Raw genomic sequence first — 13,770 nt, forward strand, 5'->3', positions numbered from 1 at the left:
TCGCCGGCCATCCCGGTCGAGTGAGGGGCTGACGACAGTGATCCGAGCTTGTCTGATCGCGCTCGCGATGGGTGCGACCTCCGTGGCGGCGCAGGCCGCGGAATCCTTCGCGCGCTACCAGGGCACCGTCGAGGCCCGCGACGCCGACACGCTGACGATCCGGCGCGCGGCCGGCGGGTCCGTCACCGTCCTGATGAACGTGAAGACGCGCCTGTTCATCGCGACCGCAGGCCGCCTCCGCGACATCAAGCCGGAGAGCTACGTCAGCATCGTCTCGGTGCCTGGCGCCGACGGCAAGCCGAAGCCGATCAAGGTCGCGATCTACTCGCCGTCCGAGCGCGGCTTCGAGGCCGGCACCAAGCCCTGGGACGCGGCCCCCGACGCGCGGCTCACCGCGGGCTGGATCGGCGGCCTGTCGCTCGATCCGCCGCGGCAGGTCGAGCTGGTCTACGACGGCGGCAGCAAGTCCTTCACCATCCCGCCCGGGACGCCGACGGCGCAGATCGCCCCGGGCGAGAGGGCTCTGCTCGTGCCCGGCGCCGACGTCGTGGTGCTCGCGCGCACCGACGCCGACGGTCTCGTCAACGCCGACCTCGTCGCGGTCGGCCGCGCGGGAACCGAGCCGACGCTGTGACATCGCGCACAGCGCGACGCCGCCGGCCGGTTCGGGCCGGCGGCCCGTGAGCGCGGGCATGGCGCCGGGACGCGCGCCCGCGCTACATCGCCCGGCATGACCGATTTCCTTCTCGATTCCCGGCTCGCCGCCGACACCGTGCCGGTCGGCGACCTCGGCCTCTGCTCCGTCCTGCTGATGGACGATTCCCGCTTCCCGTGGCTGATCCTGGTGCCGCGCCGGGCGGCTGTGAGCGAGCTCACCGATCTCGCCGCCGAGGATGCCGCCGCCCTGTGGCGGGAGGTCCACCTCGCCACCGGGGTGATGCTGGCGCTGGCCAAGCCCGACAAGGTCAACGTCGCGACGCTCGGCAACGTGGTGGCGCAGCTCCACGTCCACGTGGTCGGGCGCTTCCTGTCGGATCCGGCCTGGCCCGGCCCGGTCTGGGGCTTCGAGGCGAGAAAGCCGTATCCGCACCATGCCCGCGCGCAGCTCGCCGAGCGGGCCGGCGCCCTGTTCGCAGCAGCCTGAGGTGGCGATGACCGACCCCTTCGCCACCCTGGGCTTCACGCAGAGCCGGCTCGTCCGCCATTCCTCGGAGCAGGCGGAGGACGCGGTGCCGCCCCCCGACGCGCCGGGCACCCGGCTGGTGCTCCTGGCCGGCGACGCGCTCGTGCTTCGGGGCGGGAGCGCGATCCTGGAGGCCGAGGACGGCGTCCGCGCGAACCCCCTGATCACCCAGGAGCGGATCTTCCTCGGGCATCTCGACGGGCGGCCGATCTTCGCGGCGGTGGCGGCGCCGGAGGCGGCCGAGGCCTATGCCGGCGACGGCTTCCGGACGCTCGACCTGCGCACCATCGCCACCGAGGGCGCCGTGCCGCAGGACGAGCTCGGCCTGCTCGCCACCGCGAAGTCGATGCTCGGCTGGCACGCGCGCAACCGGTTCTGCGCCAATTGCGGCACGCAGACCCTAGTCCGCGCCGGCGGCTTCCGGCGGGAATGCCCGACCTGCGCCGCCCATCACTTCCCGCGCACCGACCCGGTGGTGATCATGCTGATCCGCCGCGGCGAACGCTGCCTGCTGGGGCGCGGCCCGCACTTCAAGGAGGGGATGTACTCGTGCCTCGCCGGCTTCCTCGAGCCCGGCGAGACGATCGAGGCCGCGGTCGCACGCGAATCCTACGAGGAGACGCGGGTGAGGGTCGGCGCGGTCGGCTATCACACCTCGCAGCCCTGGCCGTTCCCGTCCTCGCTGATGATCGGCTGCACGGCGGAAGCGCTGGACGAGACCATCGTCACCGACCCGACCGAGCTCGCCGACGCCCGCTGGTTCGACCGCGCCGAGGTGCTGGCAATGCTGGAGCGGCGCCACCCGGACAACCTCTTCGCCCCACCGGCGATGGCGATCGCGCACGTGCTGATGCGCGCCTTCGTCGAGGGGCGGGCCTGAGGGCCGAAACCCGTCGTTTGCCACAGACTGCAGCTGCCCGGAATCGGTCATTCCTGGCCGGGCCGCTTCCGGGCGAACAGTGGAACGGCCCGACATCTCCCCCGTCTCGCCGCGCCGGGCAGACCACCTGACACGCGGATCGGAACGGGCTCCGCGAACGCGCTTGCAGGTTTCCTGCTCGTCGATCAGCTCGCGATCTTCTCAAGGCGCCCGAGACCTTGAAAAAGATCCTCGAACCGGGCCGCCGGCAGCGCCTTGGCGTACAGGAATCCCTGACCCTGCTTGCAGCCCATCTCGAGCAGCCGCGCCTCCTGGTCCGACGTCTCGATTCCTTCTGCGATGATGTCCAATCCGATGTCGTTCCCGATCTGGATGATGGAGCGCACGATCGCCGCATCGTGCTGATCGGTCATCAGGTCCCGGACGAATCCGCGATCGATCTTAAGGCGGGTCAGAGGGAAACGCTTGAGCGAGCTCAAGGAGGCGTAGCCGGTGCCGAAATCGTCGAAGGAAATGCCGACTCCGCGACGATGCAGGTCGCGAAACGGGCGGATGACAGGCTCGTCGACCTTCAGGAAGATCGTTTCCGTGATTTCCAGCTCCAGCATCTCCGGGCTCAGCCGGTGCCGCTGGAGAGCGTCGGCGACATCCGACGTCAGCGTTCCCGACCGGACCTGGGCGGTAAACAGGTTGACGCCCATTTTTCGGATCGGGAGCCCTGCGTCGCGCCAAGCCGCCATCTGCCGGCAGGCTTCGTCGAGGATCCAGCGTCCGACCTCGAGTGCCAGGGGGTGCTCCTCGAGCTGGGACAGGAAGGCGCCCGGAAACAGCAGACCGCGTTCGGGGTGCTGCCATCGCAGGAGGGCCTCCGCACCGTTGATGCGCCTGGTATCCAGAGCCACCTGCGGTTGGTAGTGGAGCACGAACTCACCAGCCGTGACCGCCCGGCGCAACTCCGACTGCAGCGCCAGTCGCGAAAGCAGCGCGCTCCGCATGTCGGGCTGAAACAAGCGGAAGCGACGCTTGCCGTCCTGTTTCGCGCGAAAGAGCGCCAAGTCCGCATTGCCGACGAGCTCGCCTGCCGACAGGCCCTGCGTCGGGCTGATGGCGCCTCCGATGCTGGCGCCCAGGTGGAAGGTATGACCTAAGACGCAGAACGGTGCCGCGAAGGCGTCGAGAAGCGCGGCGGCGTTGGCCGCGACCTGCAGGGGATCGGTGGCGCCCGGCAGCATCACCGCGAACTCATCGCCGCCGAACCTGGCGACGATCGCATCCTGATCGAGCCAGGCCGGCAGACGGATGGCGAGGGTTTGGAGGACGGCATCACCGGTGCCGTGCCCCCAGCTGTCGTTCACCTCCTTGAATCCATCGAGGTCGAGCATGAGGACGCACGTGGCCTGACCGGCGGCGAGCCTCGCGTCGAGCGTCTCTTCGAAGGAAGCGCGGTTGGGCAATCCGGTGAGCGTGTCGTGATGCGCGAGCCTGACCAGATGCTCGTCGCGGGCGCGCCATTCCGAGATGTCGCGCATGATCGCCCCGAAGCCGAGGCCGAAGCGGTCTCTCCAGATCGACAACGTGAATTCGGCCGGAAACTCGCTGCCGTCGCGACGTCTGGCGGTGACCTCGATCGTTCGACCGGCCATCCGGGAGGGCTCGTTGCGGGCGATGCGCGCCAAACCCGCCGCGTGGCTGGCGCGAAACCGTTCGGGAACGACGAGATCGACGTTTTGGCCCAGCATCGCGCCGGGTCCGTATCCGAAGAGCGCCTCGGCCGCCTCGTTCACGAAGGTGATCCGACCGGTGCCGTCGTTGGCGATGAACGCATACGTGGCGGCCCGCGCGAGTCCCACGGCGCCGGCCAACGCGGTCTCCGACGAGACGGGGTCGTGAGAACCGAATGCTTGCTCGGTCGCGTCGATGTCGGTCATCACTTCAGCTCAATGGAATCCACGCATTGCGAAGAAGCAATATGTCACATTAATCGGATCGAATTAACCTTGTGTTACAGTGAATCCAATCGATTAAAAAACTACCGGATGCTGATTTTACTCCTAGAAGAACTGTGGTTTTGGGTGCTCAAACCGCGCCGAACACACTCGGAGCGCACGGCCCATGAACGCCCGTTTCCGAGTGCAGCAATCGGCTGCTGCGGCTGCAGCGGGCCGAGTCAGACCATGCCTCAAATCTCGATCGCCCGGCGCCCGCCCATCCCGGCGGGATCGAGGGCGACGCTCTTGATCACCGCGTGGACGGGGCGGCCGACCGCGAGGTCGAGGTCGCGCACGGCGGCCCCGGTCAGGCGGGCCGCGAGCACCGCCCCGCCGCACGCCACCTCGACCATCACTGCGTTGCCAGCCGGGATCAGCGCCGCGACCCGGCCGGAGAGGATGTTGCGCGCGCTGAGGCCCGACGGCACCGCGGTCGCGATCAGCACGTCGCGGGCCGGCACGCGCACCCGCACGACGCTGCCGATCGCGCGCGGCAGGAGCGGGACGAGCAGCCGCCCGGCCGCACCTTCGAGCCGGGTCAGGCCGGCCGCCGGGTCGTGCCCGGCGACCGTCATGTCGAGCAGCGCGCCGGCCTCGGCCTCGTGGACCGGGACGAGGTCGGCCCGGCGCAGGATCGCCTCCGCCGGGCCCGCGGCGGCGACGCGGCCGGCCTCCAGCACCACCACGGTGTTGGCGAGCCGCGCGACCTCGCCGACCGCGTGGCTGACGTAGACGATCGGGATCCCGGCCTCGTCGCGCAGGCGCTCGATATAGGGAAGGATCTCGCCCTTACGCGCCTCGTCCAGCGCCGCCAGCGGCTCATCCATCAGCAGCAGGCGGGGTCTCGCCAGCAGTGCCCGGCCGATGGCGACGCGCTGGCGCTCGCCGCCGGAGAGACCCGCGGGCTGCCTGCCGAGCAGGTGGCCGATGCCGAGCATGTCGACCACGGCGTCGTGCTCGGCCCGTTCCGCCCGGCGGCCCGCGAAGAAGCGGCCGTAGCCGAGGTTGCTCCGCACGCTGAGGTGGGGAAACAGGCGGGCATCCTGGAACACCAGCCCGATCCGGCGCCGGTGCACCGGCAGGGCGATGCGCCGGTCGGTGTCGACCAGCGTCTCGCCGGCGACGACGATGCGGCCGCGATCGGGCCGGCTCAACCCGGCGATCAGGTCGATCAGCGTGGTCTTGCCCGAGCCCGAGCGCCCGAACAGGGCGGTGAGCCCGGCCCCGGCGGCGAAGGCGGCGTCGAGCGTGAAGGCGCCCCGGCGCAGGGCGACGGCGACGTCGAGCGTCATGCCGGGCGGCTCGATCGGCGCGGACCGGCGTTGTGCAGCGATACCCTCACGGAAGGCCGCGCATGATCACCGTCCACCACCTGGAGAACAGCCGCTCGCAGCGGGTGCTCTGGCTGCTCGAGGAGCTCGGCCTGGACTACACGGTGAAGCGCTACGCCCGGGACCGCGAGACGATGCTGGCGCCGCCGGCGTTGCGGGCGATCCACCCGCTCGGCAAGTCGCCGGTGATCACCGACGGCGACATCGTGGTGGCCGAGTCCGGTGCCATCGTCGAATACCTCACCGCCCGCTGCGGCGGTGCGCTGGTGCCTGCGCCGGGCACGGAAGCGCATCGCCGCTACATCTATTGGCTCCATTACGCCGAAGGCTCGGCGATGCCGCCGCTGCTGCTGAAGCTGGTGTTCTCGCGGCTGGCGCCGGGCAGCCCCGCCCTGGTGCGCCCCCTCGCGAGGGGGATCGCCAAGGCGGTGACGGCCAAGTTCGTCGACCCGGAGCTGCGCCGCCACGCCGCCTATTGGGAGGAGGAGCTGTCCGCCCGGCCGTGGTTCTGCGGCGCGGACTTCACCGCCGCCGACATCCAGATGAGCTTTCCCCTCGAAGCCTTTGCCGCACGCGGCACCGGAGCCGGCGCCGAGCTGACCGGCTGGCTCGCCCGCATCCATGCCCGCCCGGCCTACAAGCGGGCGCTGGAGCGCGGTGGGCCGTACGCCTATGCGTGAGGTGCGGCTGTGGGGCTTTCCCCTCCCCCCTTTGAGGGGGAGGATGCTCCTGGGATGCGGCGGGGATTCCATCATCCCGCCCCCAGCTTCCGGCCGATGCGGCGGGCCAGCACCTCCGAGAGCAGCAGCGCGGTCATCGACAGGGCGACCGAGACCAGCGTCAGGCGCAAGGCGCCGGCCTCGCCGCCCGGCACCTGCGTCAAGGTGTAGATCGCCGAAGGCAGCGTCTGTGTCTCGCCGGGAATGTTCGAGACGAAGGTGATGGTCGCGCCGAACTCGCCCATCGCCTTGGCGAAGGCGAGCACCGCGCCGGCGAGGATGCCGGGCAGGCTCAACGGCAGCGTCACCGTGAGGAACACCGCGATCGGCCGGGCGCCCAGCGTCGCGGCCGCCTGCTCGAGCCGGGCGTCCACCGCCTCGATCGACAGGCGCATCGCCCGCACCATCAGCGGGAAGCCCATCACCGCGCAGGCGAGCGCTGCCCCGGTCCAGCGGAAGGCGAACACGATGCCCGCCTCCGCGAGCCACGCGCCGACGAGGCCGCGTCGCCCGAGGGTCAGGAGCAGCAGGTAGCCGGTCACGACCGGCGGCAGGATCAGCGGCAGGTGCACGAGGCCGTCGAGGACGGCGCGACCCGGAAATGTGCGCTTGGCGAGCAGCCAGGCCACCAGCAGGCCGGGCCCGAGGCTCGCAAGCGTCGCGACGGCGGCCACCTTCAGGCTCAGTGCCACCGCGGTCCACTCGTCGGGCGTCAGGTCGAGCAAGGAAGGCGCGTCCCGTCCGGGCGCCGCGGATCGTCGCGGCCCCTCACGCCGCAGGCTTGGACGCGGACGATGCCGCGCGCAAGCCGCTCAGGCGTCGAACTCGTCTCCGCGGGGCTTCGCGTCCTCGGCGCGGTGCAGCCGGCTCAGCAGCACGAGGAGCTGGCCCGGCAGGGGCGTGTCGAGGGCTTCGGCCCCGAGCAACGTGTCGCGGGCGCGGACCGGTTGGCGACGGCGGCGCGAGACGCCGTTGAGGACGACCGGCCGACGAACGGATGGTCTCGAATTGGTCACGCGGACGCACCCTCGATGGTCGAACGACTCGGACGACGCGGAGAAGTGACCGAAAACGCTGCACGGTAACCCCGGTTCCGGCGGTCCATATGATGAACGGGTAAACAATCTGCCGCATTGCCAGGCGATTTTGCCGCGGTTGCCGACCTTGGCCATCGCGGGACCGGACGGGCCACAACATTTCCGCCGCGGACTGCGCCACACGTCGCGGAACGCGGCCGAGGGTGGTAAGGCCGGCCATGCTCGAAGGCCTGCACCCGAACCGCCCGACCCACGTCCTGCAGCTGATGACCGACGAGCGGTCGGCGCGCACGATGACCGACCTGCTCGGCGAGATGTTCGACCCGACCGAGACGGCGGTCGCCGCCTTCGAGGCGGAGGACGGGGTGACGTGGCGGCTGGAAGCCTACTTCGCCGACGCGCCGGACGAGGATTTCATCCGCGACCTGATCCGCCCCGTGGTCGGCGCGCAGGCGGACGCGGCGGAGTTCCGCACCATCGACCAGAAGGACTGGGTCCGCGCCTCGCTCGAAGGCCTCGTGCCCGTGCGGGCCGGCCGCTTCCGCATCCACGGCTCGCACGACCGCGCCACCGTGCGGCCGAACGAGCTCGCCATTGAGATCGAGGCGGCGCTCGCCTTCGGCACCGGCCATCACGGCACCACGCTCGGCTGCCTCAAGGCGCTGGTCGACGTGCTGAAGCGCGGGCGCCCCGGCCGGGTGCTCGACGTCGGCACCGGCACCGGCATCCTCGCCTTCGCCGCCGCCAAGGCTCTGCGCCGGCCGGTGATCGCCGGCGACCTCGACGGCGAGGCGGTCAGGACCGCCCGCGCCAACGCCCATGCCAACGGCCTCGGGCCGTACCTCAAGCTCTACGAGGCGCCCGGCGTGCGCAACGCCCTGGCCGCGCGGCCGCGCCACTTCGACGTGGTCTTCGCCAACATCCTCGCGCGCCCGCTGCGGCGGCTCGCGCCGACGCTGTCGGCCGTGGTGGCCGAGGGCGGCGTGCTGGTGCTCTCGGGCCTGATCGAGCGCGACGTCGCCGGCGTGCTCTCGGCCTACCGCCACCGCGGCTTCCATCTCGCTTCGAAGGGCACGATCGAGGGCTGGGTCGCCCTGGTGCTCCGCCGCGGCGGGGCGGCGCCGCGGCCGCTCGCCCGTGGCGCGCGCGGCGGTTTTCCGCATCGCTGAACCGAACGCGGGCGCCCGCATTTTCCCGGCATGACCGACACGCCCGCGAAACCGCCCGCCGATCCGATCACCGAAGGCGCCCGCGCCCGCAGCCACGGCCGCCCGAAGGATGCATGCCCCTACCCGGTCGGGTCCGATGCGCGCAGAGCCTGGCTCGAAGGCTACGACGGCACACCCGGCGATCGCGCCCCCGACCCGCCGATGGATGGCGGCTGAGATCGCATCGATACCCGCTGAGGTCGGTTGCCCGCCGACCCGCGCCGGCGATACCCTGGCCGAATGAGCCGCACTCGCTTCCAGACCTTCGACGATTCGAGCCACCGCAAGGCGGCGGAGCGCGTCGCCGCCCTTCGTGCCGCCCTCCGGGAAGCCGGCGTCGACGGCTTCGTCGTGCCGCGGGCCGACGAGCACCAGTCCGAATACGTCCCGGCCAATGCCGAGCGTCTCGCCTGGCTGACCGGGTTCACCGGCTCGGCCGGCACCGCCGTGATCCTGGCGGATGCCGCGGCGCTGTTCGTCGACGGACGCTACACCCTGCAGGCGCCGGAACAGGTCGATCCCGGCGTGGTCGCGATCGTGCCGCTCGCCGAGAGCACCGCCGAGGCCTGGATCGCCCGGACGCTGCGGCGCGGCGCGGTGCTCGGCTACGATCCCTGGCTGCACACGCCCGATGGCGTCGCCCGCCTGGAACGCGCGGCCGCCAAGGCCGGCGCGGAGGTGAAGGCGCTCTCCGAGAACCCGGTGGACGCGGTCTGGGCCGGGCGACCGAAGCCTCCGGCCGGACGCGTCGCCGCCCATCCGCTGGATTTCGCCGGAGAGGCCGCGAGCGAGAAGATCGCGCGCATCCGCGCCGAGCTCGAGACCGGCCAGTGCGATGCGCTGGTGATCTCCGATCCGCACAACCTCGCCTGGGCGTTCAACCTGCGCGGGGCCGACGTCGGCCACACGCCGCTCGCGCTCGGCTACGCCGTCCTGCCGCGCGAGGGCCGGCCGCGGCTCTTCCTCGCCTCCGGCGACGTGACGGCGGAGGCGCGCGACGCGCTCGGACCGATCGCCGACATCGACGGGCGCGACGCGTTCGAGCCGGCGCTCGGCGAGCTCGCGGGCAAGCGCGTGCGCCTCGATGCGGCGACGGGCGCGGTCGCGCTGAAGGAACGCGTCGCGGCGGTGGGCGGCACCGCCGACGTCGGCCCGGACCCGATCACCGCGATGAAGGCGGTGAAGAACCAGGCCGAGATCGCCGGCGCCCGCGCCGCGCACCGGCGCGACGGGGCGAGCGTGGTGCGCTTCCTCGCCTGGCTCGACGGGCAGGACGCGCCGAGCGAGATCGCCGCGGTGGAGGCGCTGGAGGATTTTCGCGCGGCCGGCGGGGATCTGCGCGACGTCTCGTTCCCCACGATCTCCGGCTCCGGGCCGAACGGGGCGATCGTGCATTATCGGGTGACGCGCGCCACGGACCGGAGGGCGGCGCCGGGCGAGCTGTTCCTGATCGATTCCGGCGCGCAATACCCCGACGGCACCACCGACATCACCCGCACGGTGGCGGTGGGCGCGCCGAGCGCGGAGATGCGCGATCGTTACACCCGCGTGCTGCGCGGCCACGTCGCCATCGGCCGCGCAGTCTTCCCCAAGGGCACCACCGGCGCGCAGATCGACACCCTGGCGCGCCTGCCGCTCTGGGAGGCCGGCCTCGACTTCGACCACGGCACCGGCCACGGCGTCGGCGCCTTCCTGTCGGTGCACGAAGGCCCGCAGCGCATCGCCAAGACCGGGACGGTGGCGCTCGAGCCGGGCATGATCCTCTCCAACGAGCCGGGCTATTACCGGGCGGGCGCCTACGGCATCCGCATCGAGAACCTCGTCCTCGTCGAGCCCCGCACGGTGCCCGGCGGCGAGCGCCCGGTGCTCGGCTTCGAGACCCTGACGCTCGTCCCCTACGATCGCCGCCTGATCGTGCCGGAGATGCTGAGCCCGGACGCGCGCGCCTGGGTCGACGCCTACCACGCCCGCGTCCGCGACGTGTTGTCCGCGGACCTCGACCCGGAGACGCGGGCCTGGCTGGAGCGGGCGACGGCGGCGTTGAGCAGCGGGTCCTAAAGAGTTCGAACGATCGAACCGCGCATCCGCGAGAACATCCAGCTTGACGCGGGTCCCCTCTCCCGCGTGGGGGAGCCGCGTCGCGCTTCGAATGCGCGATCCGGCGGCGCCTCCGTTCCAACCTGTCGCACGCCCGCGATTTTACCCTCCGCCGGTTCGGGCCTATGAGGATGGCGGCGTGAAACCGTCGTCGTCGGTCGCGCGATAAGGACCGCATGATCCGCGCAGCCGCCCTCCTCCTGTCCCTGCTCGCGTGGCCGGTTGCGGCCCAGGGCTTCAAGCCGCCGGCCGACCTCGTGCGGGCGAGCCTCGCGGCAGAGCCCGCGGCGGTGGCGGGGGCCACGCCGTTCACCGTCGCCATCCGCATGGCGATGAAGCCGGGCTGGCACGTCTACTGGCGCAATCCCGGCGATTCCGGCCTGCCGCCGGAGGTGACCTGGACCCTGCCGGCGGGCTTCTCGGCCTCGGCGATCCAGTGGCCGGCGCCGCACCGCATCCCGATCGCGACGCTGATGAACTTCGGCTACGAGGGGGGGGCGATCCTGCTCGTGCGGGTCACGCCGCCGCCGAGCCTCGACCCGGCCGCGCCGGTGACGCTGGCGGGCAAGCTCACCTATCTCGTGTGCGAGACGGAGTGCATTCCCGGCTCGGCCGATCTCGCCCTGACGCTGCCGGTCGCGCGCGAGGCCACGGCCGATCCCGGCAACGTCGACCTGTTCGCCCGCGCCCGTGCCGCCCTGCCCAAGCGCGCGCCGTGGCCGGTGCGGCTGTCGAGCCAGGGCGACCGGCTCGCCCTCGACTTCGAGGCTCCGGGCCTCGCCGCGGACACGGTCCGCGCGGTGGCGTTCTTCCCCTATTCCGAGACGGCGATCGACAACGCCGCGCCGCAGCCCTTCACCGTCGACGCTTCGGGCCTCCACCTGACGCTGACCCGCGCGACGCCCGCCGACCCCGCGCCCGAATCGCTGCCCGGCGTGCTGGCGATCGACGAGGACACCGGCGGGGGCCTCGTTCGGGAGGCCTTCGCGCTCGGCGAGGAGGCGCCGCTCGCCGGCGGCGGCGCGATGCCGATCGCGGCGCCGGCGGCGGCGCGCACCGACCCGGCCGAGGCGCTGACCCTGTGGACCGCGGCCGGCCTCGCGCTGCTCGGCGGCCTGATCCTCAACCTGATGCCCTGCGTTTTCCCGGTGCTGTCGATCAAGGTGCTGAGCCTGGTGAGGCATTCCGGCGAGGCGCCGGCGCGGGTCCGGCTGCACGGGCTCGCCTACACCGCGGGGGTGCTGGCGGCCTTCCTGGCGCTGGCCGCGCTGCTGATCGCCCTGAAGGCGGGCGGCGCCGGGATCGGCTGGGGCTTCCAGCTGCAATCGCCGACCGTGGTGGCGGCTTTGGCCTACCTGCTCTTCGCCATGGGCCTGAGCCTGTCGGGCATGCTTCACCTCGGCGGGCGGCTGTCCGGGCTCGGCGACGGGCTGACCCGGCGGGCCGGGCTCCAGGGCTCGTTCTTCACCGGCGTGCTCGCGACGGTCGTGGCGACGCCGTGCACCGCCCCGTTCATGGGCTCGGCCATGGGCTTCGCGCTGACGCAGTCGACCGCTGCCGGCCTCGTCGTGTTCGCGAGCCTCGGCCTTGGCCTCGCCCTGCCCTTCCTGGCGCTAACCCTGTGGCCGCCGGCGCTGCGCGCCCTGCCCCGGCCCGGCGCCTGGATGGACGTGCTGAAGCAGGCCCTCGCCTTCCCGATCTACGCCACGGTCGCCTGGCTGGTCTGGGTGCTGGCGCAGCAGGTCGGGCCGCAGGGCCTGCTCGCGGCGCTGATCGGGCTGGTGCTGATGGGCTTCGCCGCCTGGGCGTGGGAGCTCGGCCGCGACGCGCGGCCGGTCCGGGCGCAGCTCGCCCGCGGCCTCGCGGTGCTCGCCGTCGCCGGCGTGGCGGGGCTCGCCCTCACCCTCGATCACGACCGCGTCGCACCGGGGGCTCAGGCCCGGGCCGAGGGGATCGAGCCGTTCACGCAGGCCCGCCTCGACGCGCTGCTGGCGAGCGGCCGGCCGGTCTTCGTCGACATGACGGCGGCGTGGTGCATCACCTGCCAGGTCAACGAGCGCACCTCGCTCGGGACGGCGGCGGTCGGCGCGGCGATGCGCGCGCGCGACGTCACGTATCTCAAGGGCGACTGGACCAACCAGAACCCGGAGATCACCCGCCTGCTCGAGCGCCACGGCCGGAGCGGCGTGCCGCTCTACCTGCTCTTCGCGGGTGCCGGAGAGCCGATGGTGCTGCCGCAGATCCTCACCGAGGGGACGATGCTGAGCGCGCTGGACGCCGTGAAGGCGACGGGCCGCAGCGCGGGGCTCGACGGCGGGGGGACGAAGGTCCCCTGAAGCTTGGTAAAAATATAATTTTCGTAGGACTGAAATCACTTCAGTGTGCGCGACGGCTTCCTCTCCCATGGGGGAAAGGGTTGGGGTGAGGGTCGTGACCGACCCGGATGACTCACGCCCCTCATCCTGTCCTTCTCCCATGGAAGAAGGGACCCACGGCAGGTCGCGGATCGTTGCGGTCGCTTGAGCCGTCCACCGAAAGCCGAACTCAATCCTCGCCCGAGAACGTCTCGTCGAAGGCGTACCCCGAGCCGCGGACGGTGCGGATCGGGTCGGTCTCGCCGGCGCGGTTCAGGGCCTTGCGCAGGCGGCCGACATGCACGTCGACGGTGCGCTCGTCGATGTAGACGTCGTGGCCCCATACGCCGTCGAGGAGCTGCTCGCGGGAATAGACCCGGCCGGGACTCTGCATCAGGAACTCGAGCAGCTTGAACTCGGTCGGACCGAGGTGGATCTCGCCGCCGGCCCGGCGCAGGCGATGGCTGTCGCGGTCGAGCTCGATGTCGCCGGCTTCCAGCAGGTTCGCGACGTGGCTGGGCTTGGCGCGCCGCAGCAGCGCGCGGACGCGCGCCAGCAGTTCCGGCACGGAGAACGGCTTGACGATGTAGTCGTCGGCCCCCGTCCCGAGGCCGCGGATGCGGTCGTTCTCCTCGCCGCGGGCGGTGAGCATGATGACCGGCAGGGACACCGTCTCGCGCCGCGCCCGCACCCGGCGGCACAGCTCGATTCCCGAGAGCCCCGGCAGCATCCAGTCCAGCAGGATCAGGTCGGGCACCTGCTCCTGCAGGCGCAGCTCGGCCTCGTCGCCGCGGGCGGCGGAATCAACCTCGAAGCCCTCGGCTTCGAGGTTGTAGCGCAGGAGGGTGGTCAGCGCCTCCTCGTCCTCGACGATCAGGATCCGCGTACGCATGCAGGGCACTCCCGGGCGGACCGCCCGACCTTCTCATCCATCGCCACGGACCTCCCGACCCCCGCTCACGCGAGGCCCACC

At 71.9% G+C, this 13,770-nt stretch carries 13 protein-coding genes; 8 read left to right on the forward strand and 5 right to left on the reverse strand.

What is annotated here, in order from left to right:
* Nucleotides 1-67 precede the first annotated feature (67 nt).
* From ACFZ8E_RS22005 to nudC, 3 genes are all read left to right on the forward strand, one after another.
* Complete coding sequence (locus tag ACFZ8E_RS22005) at nt 68-634, forward strand: hypothetical protein (protein ID WP_147844110.1); 567 nt, start codon at nt 68-70, stop codon at nt 632-634.
* Between the two features lie 96 nt (nt 635-730).
* Nucleotides 731-1,144: an HIT domain-containing protein gene (locus ACFZ8E_RS22010; protein ID WP_147844109.1), complete on the forward strand. Its 414-nt coding sequence runs from the start codon at nt 731-733 to the stop codon at nt 1,142-1,144.
* A gap of 7 nt (nt 1,145-1,151) precedes the next feature.
* Nucleotides 1,152-2,063, forward strand: coding sequence for an NAD(+) diphosphatase (gene nudC / locus ACFZ8E_RS22015; protein WP_147728438.1), 912 nt, complete (start codon nt 1,152-1,154; stop codon nt 2,061-2,063).
* 185 nt (nt 2,064-2,248) lie between these two features.
* On the opposite strand, the gene ACFZ8E_RS22020 is transcribed toward nudC, so the two are convergent.
* Nucleotides 2,249-3,991 (reverse strand): putative bifunctional diguanylate cyclase/phosphodiesterase, encoded by a 1,743-nt coding sequence (locus tag ACFZ8E_RS22020; protein ID WP_405043783.1) that lies wholly within the window; start codon nt 3,989-3,991, stop codon nt 2,249-2,251.
* 251 nt (nt 3,992-4,242) lie between these two features.
* Nucleotides 4,243-5,343, reverse strand: coding sequence for a molybdenum ABC transporter ATP-binding protein (modC, locus tag ACFZ8E_RS22025; protein WP_405043784.1), 1,101 nt, complete (start codon nt 5,341-5,343; stop codon nt 4,243-4,245).
* A gap of 62 nt (nt 5,344-5,405) precedes the next feature.
* Between modC and ACFZ8E_RS22030 the strand changes: the two genes are divergently transcribed.
* Nucleotides 5,406-6,062 carry a glutathione S-transferase gene (locus ACFZ8E_RS22030; RefSeq protein ID WP_243987612.1) on the forward strand — a complete coding sequence of 219 codons (657 nt, stop codon included), beginning with the start codon at nt 5,406-5,408 and terminating at the stop codon, nt 6,060-6,062.
* Nucleotides 6,063-6,133: 71 nt separating this feature from the next.
* Here the strand turns inward: ACFZ8E_RS22030 and modB are convergent, their stop codons facing one another.
* The gene (gene modB / locus ACFZ8E_RS22035; protein ID WP_405043785.1) at nt 6,134-6,826 is read right to left on the reverse strand and encodes a molybdate ABC transporter permease subunit; all 693 of its coding nucleotides are present in this window, start codon (nt 6,824-6,826) and stop codon (nt 6,134-6,136) included.
* Between the two features lie 87 nt (nt 6,827-6,913).
* On the reverse strand, nt 6,914-7,117 hold the full coding sequence (locus ACFZ8E_RS22040; protein WP_147729157.1) for a hypothetical protein: 204 nt from the start codon (nt 7,115-7,117) through the stop codon (nt 6,914-6,916).
* Nucleotides 7,118-7,356: 239 nt separating this feature from the next.
* On the opposite strand from ACFZ8E_RS22040, the gene ACFZ8E_RS22045 reads away from it, so the two are divergent.
* The 4 genes from ACFZ8E_RS22045 to ACFZ8E_RS22060 all read left to right on the forward strand — a co-directional run bounded on the left by ACFZ8E_RS22045 (nt 7,357) and on the right by ACFZ8E_RS22060 (nt 12,779).
* The gene (locus tag ACFZ8E_RS22045; RefSeq protein ID WP_243933187.1) at nt 7,357-8,307 is read left to right on the forward strand and encodes a 50S ribosomal protein L11 methyltransferase; all 951 of its coding nucleotides are present in this window, start codon (nt 7,357-7,359) and stop codon (nt 8,305-8,307) included.
* Between the two features lie 30 nt (nt 8,308-8,337).
* Entirely contained in the window at nt 8,338-8,523 is a 186-nt protein-coding gene (locus tag ACFZ8E_RS22050; RefSeq protein ID WP_147729957.1) for an Rmf/CrpP family protein, read from the forward strand.
* Between the two features lie 63 nt (nt 8,524-8,586).
* Complete coding sequence (locus ACFZ8E_RS22055; RefSeq protein WP_405043786.1) at nt 8,587-10,404, forward strand: aminopeptidase P family protein; 1,818 nt, start codon at nt 8,587-8,589, stop codon at nt 10,402-10,404.
* A 215-nt stretch (nt 10,405-10,619) separates the two neighbouring features.
* Nucleotides 10,620-12,779 carry a protein-disulfide reductase DsbD family protein gene (locus tag ACFZ8E_RS22060; RefSeq protein ID WP_405043787.1) on the forward strand — a complete coding sequence of 720 codons (2,160 nt, stop codon included), beginning with the start codon at nt 10,620-10,622 and terminating at the stop codon, nt 12,777-12,779.
* 208 nt (nt 12,780-12,987) lie between these two features.
* On the opposite strand, the gene phoB is transcribed toward ACFZ8E_RS22060, so the two are convergent.
* On the reverse strand, nt 12,988-13,689 hold the full coding sequence (gene phoB, locus ACFZ8E_RS22065) for a phosphate regulon transcriptional regulator PhoB (protein WP_405043788.1): 702 nt from the start codon (nt 13,687-13,689) through the stop codon (nt 12,988-12,990).
* Nucleotides 13,690-13,770 lie beyond the last annotated feature (81 nt).

Source organism: Methylobacterium sp. HMF5984 (assembly GCF_045033435.1).
Classification (GTDB): Bacteria; Pseudomonadota; Alphaproteobacteria; order Rhizobiales; family Beijerinckiaceae; genus Methylobacterium.

What these genes read in the sequence shown, in the direction of transcription:
- ACFZ8E_RS22050 (WP_147729957.1), top strand. Translation starts at nt 8,338, where the DNA reads ATGACCGACACGCCCGCGAAACCGCCCGCCGATCCGATCACCGAAGGC.
- ACFZ8E_RS22045 (WP_243933187.1), top strand. Translation starts at nt 7,357, where the DNA reads ATGCTCGAAGGCCTGCACCCGAACCGCCCGACCCACGTCCTGCAGCTG.
- ACFZ8E_RS22005 (WP_147844110.1), top strand. Translation starts at nt 68, where the DNA reads ATGGGTGCGACCTCCGTGGCGGCGCAGGCCGCGGAATCCTTCGCGCGC.
- ACFZ8E_RS22020 (WP_405043783.1), bottom strand. Translation starts at nt 3,991, where the DNA reads ATGACCGACATCGACGCGACCGAGCAAGCATTCGGTTCTCACGACCCC.
- ACFZ8E_RS22060 (WP_405043787.1), top strand. Translation starts at nt 10,620, where the DNA reads ATGATCCGCGCAGCCGCCCTCCTCCTGTCCCTGCTCGCGTGGCCGGTT.
- ACFZ8E_RS22030 (WP_243987612.1), top strand. Translation starts at nt 5,406, where the DNA reads ATGATCACCGTCCACCACCTGGAGAACAGCCGCTCGCAGCGGGTGCTC.
- nudC (WP_147728438.1), top strand. Translation starts at nt 1,152, where the DNA reads ATGACCGACCCCTTCGCCACCCTGGGCTTCACGCAGAGCCGGCTCGTC.
- ACFZ8E_RS22010 (WP_147844109.1), top strand. Translation starts at nt 731, where the DNA reads ATGACCGATTTCCTTCTCGATTCCCGGCTCGCCGCCGACACCGTGCCG.
- ACFZ8E_RS22055 (WP_405043786.1), top strand. Translation starts at nt 8,587, where the DNA reads ATGAGCCGCACTCGCTTCCAGACCTTCGACGATTCGAGCCACCGCAAG.
- phoB (WP_405043788.1), bottom strand. Translation starts at nt 13,689, where the DNA reads ATGCGTACGCGGATCCTGATCGTCGAGGACGAGGAGGCGCTGACCACC.
- modC (WP_405043784.1), bottom strand. Translation starts at nt 5,343, where the DNA reads ATGACGCTCGACGTCGCCGTCGCCCTGCGCCGGGGCGCCTTCACGCTC.